Genomic DNA, 7,006 nt, shown 5'->3' on the forward strand with positions numbered 1-7,006 from the left:
GATTAAAGTTTAATGTCGTTTCCTTGGTAAAATTGAAGCAATTGGTCGTATAGCAGGCTAAGGTATTTGGCCTGGATATAGTTTTGTTCCGTATTGGTATAGGTGTTCTGACTTAAGATGAGGTCCGTAGTGCTCAAAGCACCCAATTCATATTGTTTCTGTGCCAGCCTGAAGGATTCTTTTGCAGCATTTCTGGCGATATCAGCGGCTTCCATTTCACTCTGGGATGTAATGGCATTTTGCCAGGCCGTTTCTATTTTCTTATACAAGTCTTTTTCCTCTTGCGCCAATTCCAATTTGGCCATGTCAATATTGATTTTGGCCGTTTGCACCTCGGATTTGGTCTTGTTCCTGTTAAAAATGGGTACGTTCAAGGAAAGCCCCAATCTTTGGTTGAAATTCAGATCCAACTGATCGGTAAAATCATAAACCTGTGTGGAGGTGTAGCCAGAGCCTAGGCTTCCCGCTAGGGAAAGTGTGGGGAGGTAACCTCCTTTGGCGATATCCAAGTCTTTTTCAGAAAGGGATACGTTTAATCTACTGGCGTTTATTTCTGGAAGGTTTTCCAGTGATGTGGAATACACTTCATTTAGATCGGGAACAATGTCAAGAATAATGCCATCTGCCTCGGCAATCTCAAAATTAGTGTTGGGGGGCAGTTCCAAGAATTGTTTTAATGATAAAAGTTGAAGGGCATAATCGTTTTTTGTATTTATAAGAAGGTACCGGTTCGTGGCGGTTTGCGACTGCGCATCCGTATACTCCTTAATGGCAATGGAACCTGCATCCAACCTGGCCTTGGCCCTTTCTTCTTCCTTTTGGGATACCTCAAGGTTATTTTCGGCGATTAGTATGTTCTCTTTGGCATATAGTAATTGGATATAGCTTTCTGTAATGCTTAAAGTTATGTTGTTCTTGGCCTCTTCCTCAAAGAGCGTATATTGATCCACAAGCAGCTTTCCCTGTTTTATCTGATTATTGATCTGGTTTCCCTGGAAAAGTGTTACTTGGGAATTTAGCCCCAGACTGGTGGAATTGATCTGTTGGGAAACGAAATCACTTGTGATAGGGTCTATGGAATTCCCGTTCGTGAAATTTTGGGAGGCATTGCCACTTAAGTTGGGCAGTCTTAAAGATTTCGTGGCCAAATAGGTCGCTTCGGTCCTTTTCACGGATAGTTCGGCCTGTTTTACGGTAATATTGTTGTCAATGGCATAGGTGATACATTCTTCCAAGGTCCAAATTTTTTGGTCGGAATCAACGGGGGTTTGGCCTTGCACAAACTGAGCAATAGAAATGATTGCTATTAGGATATATTTTTTCATGGATATTAACCTTTCAAATGAAAATTCATTTCAAATATCTATTGAATGTCAGGCGGAATAAACTGAAATAGATGGAAACGGGAATTCACTATACCAATTCCCCTTTTTTATCGATGGAAATTTTTGGAATAGAGTTTCAGTATTTCAAGAACTGGAATTTAAGAGATAGGTTCAAAATGACTTTTCATTTAAAGATATTGGAAGATAATATCCTTTGCATTTACCGATATTAAATTGGGTTTGTGAACGAAATTCTGGAAAGCTTTCCGAACATATCCTAGAGATATAGAGTTAATCTTTAAGGAACGGGGTTATAGTATTGTTATCTTTTTAGTGTGAAGTGACCGCTCAAGGAATTGTTATTGCCTAAATCCAATAGGAACCAATAATCCGATGAGGGTAGGGGAGTGCCATCAAGGCTGCCGTCCCAACCTGGATCATCAAATTCCAATATACGTACCAATTTTCCATATCGGTCATAGATAAATACCGGTGATTTAGCGGATATATTCAGTGCAGCCCTGTTAGGTTGCCATACATCATTGATACCATCGCCATTAGGTGTGAAGAATTTAGGGAATTCCATGATATTGGCCTGTCCATTACAGGCATTAGGGTCAATGATAATATTGAAACTGGATTGTTCCATGCAGGAACCAACCTGGTTTATAATATAAATTAGCTGACTGTTGACAACCCTAATGCCAGCTTGGAGCTCGTTGCCAGTACCATCGGATTCGGTAAAATAACGGTTATCGGCACTAAGAGCGGGAAGAGTAAAACTTTCACAAACCACTACATCGTCCAGTACATCGACATAAGGAGGGCTTACCAACCTGAGGCTAAATATAGTCTCCTTATAGCACCCCTTAGTGTCCGAAGCCCTAACCAAAAGAGTATATGGGCTCGAATTTGGGTTGGGCATAAGTTGATTAAGATCAATAGTATTACCGATTAAATCATGGTAAGTTAACAAAAGATCTTCCTGTGTTCCAATAAGTTCCCGTTCAATACTGGCAAAATCTACAAGAATGCCTGTGGTCCCTACGTTTTCTGCATAACAGACCGATATATCCTTTTTTGGATTTATATAAAAGTCACATTCCTGAGGGGTGCTAAATGACCATTTTGGGCAGCCGCTGGCAATTTCCATATCGTTGAAAGGAGTAATGGTTACATAGATGGTGGCATTGGTTGGAAAATTGATTTCTTCGCTATAATTCACCATATATACTGTTTTGCTCAGGATATCGTCCGAAGTAGGGGAGCTTCCTAGAGTTAAAAGGTAGCCCGATGCCGAAGGGGTTTCCGACCACGAAATAATTGTAGGGGAACTAATGTTTGTGGAACCGTCCGCCGGACTTACCAAGGTGGGGCAATCCAATTGTCCTTTGGCAACTAGGCTGCACAGAAATAAGGTTGTGTAAAGAAGTATTTTTCGCATTCCACATCGTTCAAGCTATACAAGATACCACAAATACCTCATCATAATTATGATTCAGGTCAGTAAATCAGCTAGTTGCCTTAAAGGGGTGAAATATGTCTGATTTAATTCCTGCAATTTTTTTGGAGTTCTATAACCTTCGCTGGTATATTCATACTTTATCGTCAAATAGTTATTTGAAGATCGGTTATTTCTTGCATTGTTATTATTTATGACGTGGTACATTTTGGCTTTTAATTTCAATTTATCTTCAATATTTTATTTCGAATTATTACCATGATGCAACTATATTAACTAAATTAGTTATATTTATGTTCTTTTTGGGGTAATTTACTGTATTTTTAAGGCGATAGGGTATCAAATATAAAACCCCTTTTCTTAAGTGAGCTTAATTATGCTTGTTTTTGCAGGGGTGTTAACGAGCTTGATTGCCATAGATATTAGAAGATGAAACTAACATATAAACAAACTGAAAAGAGACCGGAGAATTCCTTCTTGGCTAGACAGGATAGAATGCCATACATTGGACAGGATTGGCATTTTCATAAGGAATTGGAACTGATTTACTTTATCAAAAGTACTGGTACTCGTTATGTAGGGAACTCCATAGGTAATTTTGGTCCAGGGGAAGTATATTTGATAGGGAGCAATGTTCCACACTTGTTTAGAAATGATAGGGAGTATTATGCCGATAAATTGGAGGATGAGGCAGTAGATCTAGTGGTTATTAAGTTTGAAGCTGATTTTTTGGGTGCTGCCTTTTTGGACTTGACGGAAGCCAAGAAACTACATGCACTATTTCAAGTGGCGAATAAAGGAATAAAATTCTCCAAAGCAGCGACTTATTTGGTGCATAACCATATTCTGGGTTTGGTCGGTAGCAAAGGCCTTTCAAGTATTATAGGTCTTTTGAAAATATTGGATATCCTATCTATAAGTGAGAATTACAAGACGCTTTGTCTTGAGGCTATCACGAATACCTTTAATCAAAATGAAAAAGACAGGATGGCTAGGATAGTCTCCTATCTCAATGAAAATTTCGAAAATAAAATTGAATTGGACCAAGTTGCCGAAATAGCTTGTATGACTCCCAACGCGTTTTGTAGATATTTCAAAAAACGTACCCATAAATCCTTTACCCAATACTTGAATGAGATACGCCTAAGGCATGCCTGTAAGCTTTTGATTGAAGGCGAAATGCAGGTGGCCACGGTATGCTATCAATCTGGGTTCAATACGCTTACCAATTTTAACCGGCAATTTAAGGCACTAATGAAGATTACCCCTTCTGAATACATGGATAGATATAACAAAAAAATGGAGACCGTTTAAGCAAATTTAATTGTCATAAGCTGTTGCTGCAACCTCTATCAGGGTTCAAGGTTTTTGAGTGCGTATTGATCGTATTGCCATATACTTTGGTATAATAGTGCCGATTATTGTTAAATAATGGATAGTAACCTCTGGATCTTTTAAATAGTTTTGTGGATAACAACAGTTTAATTTTGAAAAAATATTGGATTTCTATCTGCGGATAGGTACTCCAATTGACAAAAGGAATTAAAACCATTTCCCTTCTTCATGACCAGTCTTCTTATATTGTTTTTGTGCATAATTTTGCTAGTTGTAGCAGTAACGGTTTTAAAAGTACATCCTATTCCGGCATTGCTTATTTCTGGGCTAATACTAGGGTTGGCCTCTGGTGGTTCGGTAACAGTCGTTACGGAAAGTTTGTTGAACGGATTTGGCAATACCCTTAAATGGATAGGTCTAATTATTCTCTTTGGTACTTTATTGGGGGAGATTTTGGCAGAAACTGGCGGGGCCGATGTTATTGCCGACAGTATCATCAATTTATTCGGGGTAAAATATTTGCCATTGAGCATGGCAGTGATAGGGTTTCTTATTGGGATACCGGTCTTTATGGATGTGGCCTATTTAACCCTCTTGCCTACTATAATGGTGTTGTCGCGAAAATCGGGACATTCGGTCTTGGTCTTGGGGCTGTCCCTTGCCATGAGTTTAACCGTGGCCCATGCCTTGATTCCACCTACTCCCGGCCCCTTGGCCGTAGCCGCAATTCTTGAAATGAATTTAGGGGATATTATTCCCTTCAATGTGCTTGTGGCTATTGGGGCAGTAGCTGGTGGAATGGCTTGGATATATTTCAATAAGAAGGGTCTCAATGACAAACCAGAGTCCGACTATTCAATGGAGTCTACGGATAAGAAACAATTGAAGGGTTATAAAAGGGTTTTACCGTTTGCGGCCTTATTGGTGCCTTTGGTATTAATGTCTATGGGGACCGTATTTACTGGGGATAACCCAATTCTTGAATTTGTCAAAAATCCTGTATGGGCATTATTGATTGGGGTGGTTATTGCCTTGCCCTTAATGGACACCGATAATTTTTCCGTTACCTTAAATAAATATTTTCAAACCTCTGGGGCCAAATCGGCCATTGTTATATTGATTACAGGGACCGGTGGTGCTTTTGGACAAGTAATAAAGGATACTGAAATTGTAAATTCCTTGTTTGCGGATGTAGGAAACATTGCCGCCATGGGTATTGTTGTTCCTTACCTAATTAGCTTTTTGTTTACCACTGTTACAGGTTCCATCACGGTTTCCTTAATTACAACTGCCTCTATAATTGCACCCTTGGTTTCCAATGGGGCCCTGGACCCCACATTCACCGCGGCCGCCATTGGTGCAGGATCCTTAGGGGTTATTCACGTGAACAGCAGTTTTTTCTGGTTATTTAAAGAGGTACATGGTTACTCGGTAACAAAACTTCTAAAATCATTTAGTTTTCTTACCGCCGTGGTATCCCTTAGCGGCGGACTATTGATCCTTGCTGTCTATTTGTTGAAAGGTTAAAAAGTAACTATTGTTGGGATCTGTCCAAATATTTTTTAGGCCTTAGGGTAAATAACACATTTTCTTCAATTAAGATCGGGGGCGGGTAGTTAAGAACTTATCAAACCTTCGAAAATTAAACTATACATTCAGATCTCCAACTGATTTTTATTTTAGGTTATGTCTATTCCTATCCCAGTTATAGGCAGACCAAGGACATGGTAAAATAATGTTAGTCCTTGGTAAAATCCATTTACTCCTTAGTCACTTATTAAATTTTCTTTGTAGGGAAAGATCTTGGTTATACACTACCAGTCTTCTAAACTTTAAAATTCAATAATTAATGGATACCTATTTTTGGGCAATTACACTGGTCATTTTCGCAAGTTTTTTTCAGGGAACCTTTGGGCTGGGAATGAAATATATGGCTCCCCTTAAATGGGAAGCCTGGTGGTTGGTACATGCTTTTGTGGCTATGATTTTGGTTCCCATGGTTTGGGCCTTTATTGCCATTCCGGATTTGATAGCGGTAATCTCCCAGACCGACAGTGCTACCTTGTGGCTAGCTGCATTTTATGGTTTTCTTTGGGGTGTTGGAGGTATTCTTTTTGGAGTCAGCGTAGAGAAAACGGGAATTTCCATTACGTATGGCATTGTTATGGGCCTAGCAGCATCTATGGGGTCTATAATTCCTTTGTTCCAGATTGAAGGGGCATTATCGCAACCTTCCTTTCCGATTATTCTCATTGGGGTGGCATTGCTTCTGGTGGGAGTTGCCATTACTGCTGTCGCCGGAGTTCAGCGGGACAAACTAAAGTCAGGCGCTGCATCTTCCAGTAAGGCCATAAGAATGGGAGTGTTGATTGCCGTGGCCTCGGGAATCCTCTCCGCTTTTTTGAATGTAGGTTTTGCAAACGCCGCCCCAGTGGCACAAACTGCGGTCAATGAATTTGGGGTTGGCACACAAAATGCCAGTTTGGCTTCGTGGGTGGTAGTTCTCCTAGGTGCTTTTACAATGAACGGGGGGTACGCTATTTTTCGATTGGTAAAAAACAATTCATGGAATTCCTTTAAGGTAGCGGAAAGTAAAAAAGCCTACCGCTGGGCTATATTGGCCGGAATATTTTGGTTCGCCGCCTTGGGGGTATACGGACAGGGAGCAGCGTTGATGGGGAATTTGGGGCCAGTTATCGGCTGGCCAATTCTTTTGGGACTAGCACTTATTATAAGCAACATTTGGGGGTACAGGGCAGGTGAATGGAAGGATTCCGGTAATTCTTTTAAGGTATTGTGCCTGTTGCACAAGTTATGAAAAATTAATATTGGCTTAATATTAAAAAGAGGTCGATTTCGTAACTTAATGTATGCAAGGAAAAAA

5 protein-coding genes are annotated in these 7,006 nt (G+C 40.0%); 3 read left to right on the forward strand and 2 right to left on the reverse strand.

Going from position 1 to position 7,006, the window contains the following annotated elements:
- Positions 1–2: 2 nt before the first annotated feature.
- Both MWU84_RS20295 and MWU84_RS20300 read right to left on the reverse strand, forming a co-directional pair.
- The gene (locus MWU84_RS20295) at positions 3–1,325 is read right to left on the reverse strand and encodes a TolC family protein (RefSeq protein ID WP_246905101.1); all 1,323 of its coding nucleotides are present in this window, start codon (positions 1,323–1,325) and stop codon (positions 3–5) included.
- 322 nt (positions 1,326–1,647) lie between these two features.
- The gene (locus MWU84_RS20300) at positions 1,648–2,769 is read right to left on the reverse strand and encodes a T9SS type B sorting domain-containing protein (RefSeq protein ID WP_246905103.1); all 1,122 of its coding nucleotides are present in this window, start codon (positions 2,767–2,769) and stop codon (positions 1,648–1,650) included.
- 447 nt (positions 2,770–3,216) lie between these two features.
- Here MWU84_RS20300 and MWU84_RS20305 point away from each other — a divergent pair, with 447 nt between their 5' ends.
- The 3 genes from MWU84_RS20305 (at position 3,217) to MWU84_RS20315 (ending at position 6,940) form a co-directional block, all read left to right on the forward strand.
- A complete protein-coding gene (locus MWU84_RS20305) occupies positions 3,217–4,101 on the forward strand; it encodes an AraC family transcriptional regulator (RefSeq protein ID WP_246905105.1) in 885 nt (294 codons plus the stop codon).
- 249 nt (positions 4,102–4,350) lie between these two features.
- On the forward strand, positions 4,351–5,649 hold the full coding sequence (locus MWU84_RS20310) for an SLC13 family permease (RefSeq protein WP_281502595.1): 1,299 nt from the start codon (positions 4,351–4,353) through the stop codon (positions 5,647–5,649).
- A gap of 322 nt (positions 5,650–5,971) precedes the next feature.
- Complete coding sequence (locus MWU84_RS20315; protein WP_246905110.1) at positions 5,972–6,940, forward strand: L-rhamnose/proton symporter RhaT; 969 nt, start codon at positions 5,972–5,974, stop codon at positions 6,938–6,940.
- Positions 6,941–7,006: the final 66 nt, after the last annotated feature.

The sequence above is a fragment of the Arenibacter sp. F20364 genome, assembly GCF_023015905.1.
Taxonomy (GTDB): Bacteria; Bacteroidota; Bacteroidia; order Flavobacteriales; family Flavobacteriaceae; genus Arenibacter.

What these genes read in the sequence shown, in the direction of transcription:
- MWU84_RS20295 (WP_246905101.1), bottom strand. Translation starts at nt 1,325, where the DNA reads ATGAAAAAATATATCCTAATAGCAATCATTTCTATTGCTCAGTTTGTG.
- MWU84_RS20300 (WP_246905103.1), bottom strand. Translation starts at nt 2,769, where the DNA reads ATGCGAAAAATACTTCTTTACACAACCTTATTTCTGTGCAGCCTAGTT.
- MWU84_RS20310 (WP_281502595.1), top strand. Translation starts at nt 4,351, where the DNA reads ATGACCAGTCTTCTTATATTGTTTTTGTGCATAATTTTGCTAGTTGTA.
- MWU84_RS20305 (WP_246905105.1), top strand. Translation starts at nt 3,217, where the DNA reads ATGAAACTAACATATAAACAAACTGAAAAGAGACCGGAGAATTCCTTC.
- MWU84_RS20315 (WP_246905110.1), top strand. Translation starts at nt 5,972, where the DNA reads ATGGATACCTATTTTTGGGCAATTACACTGGTCATTTTCGCAAGTTTT.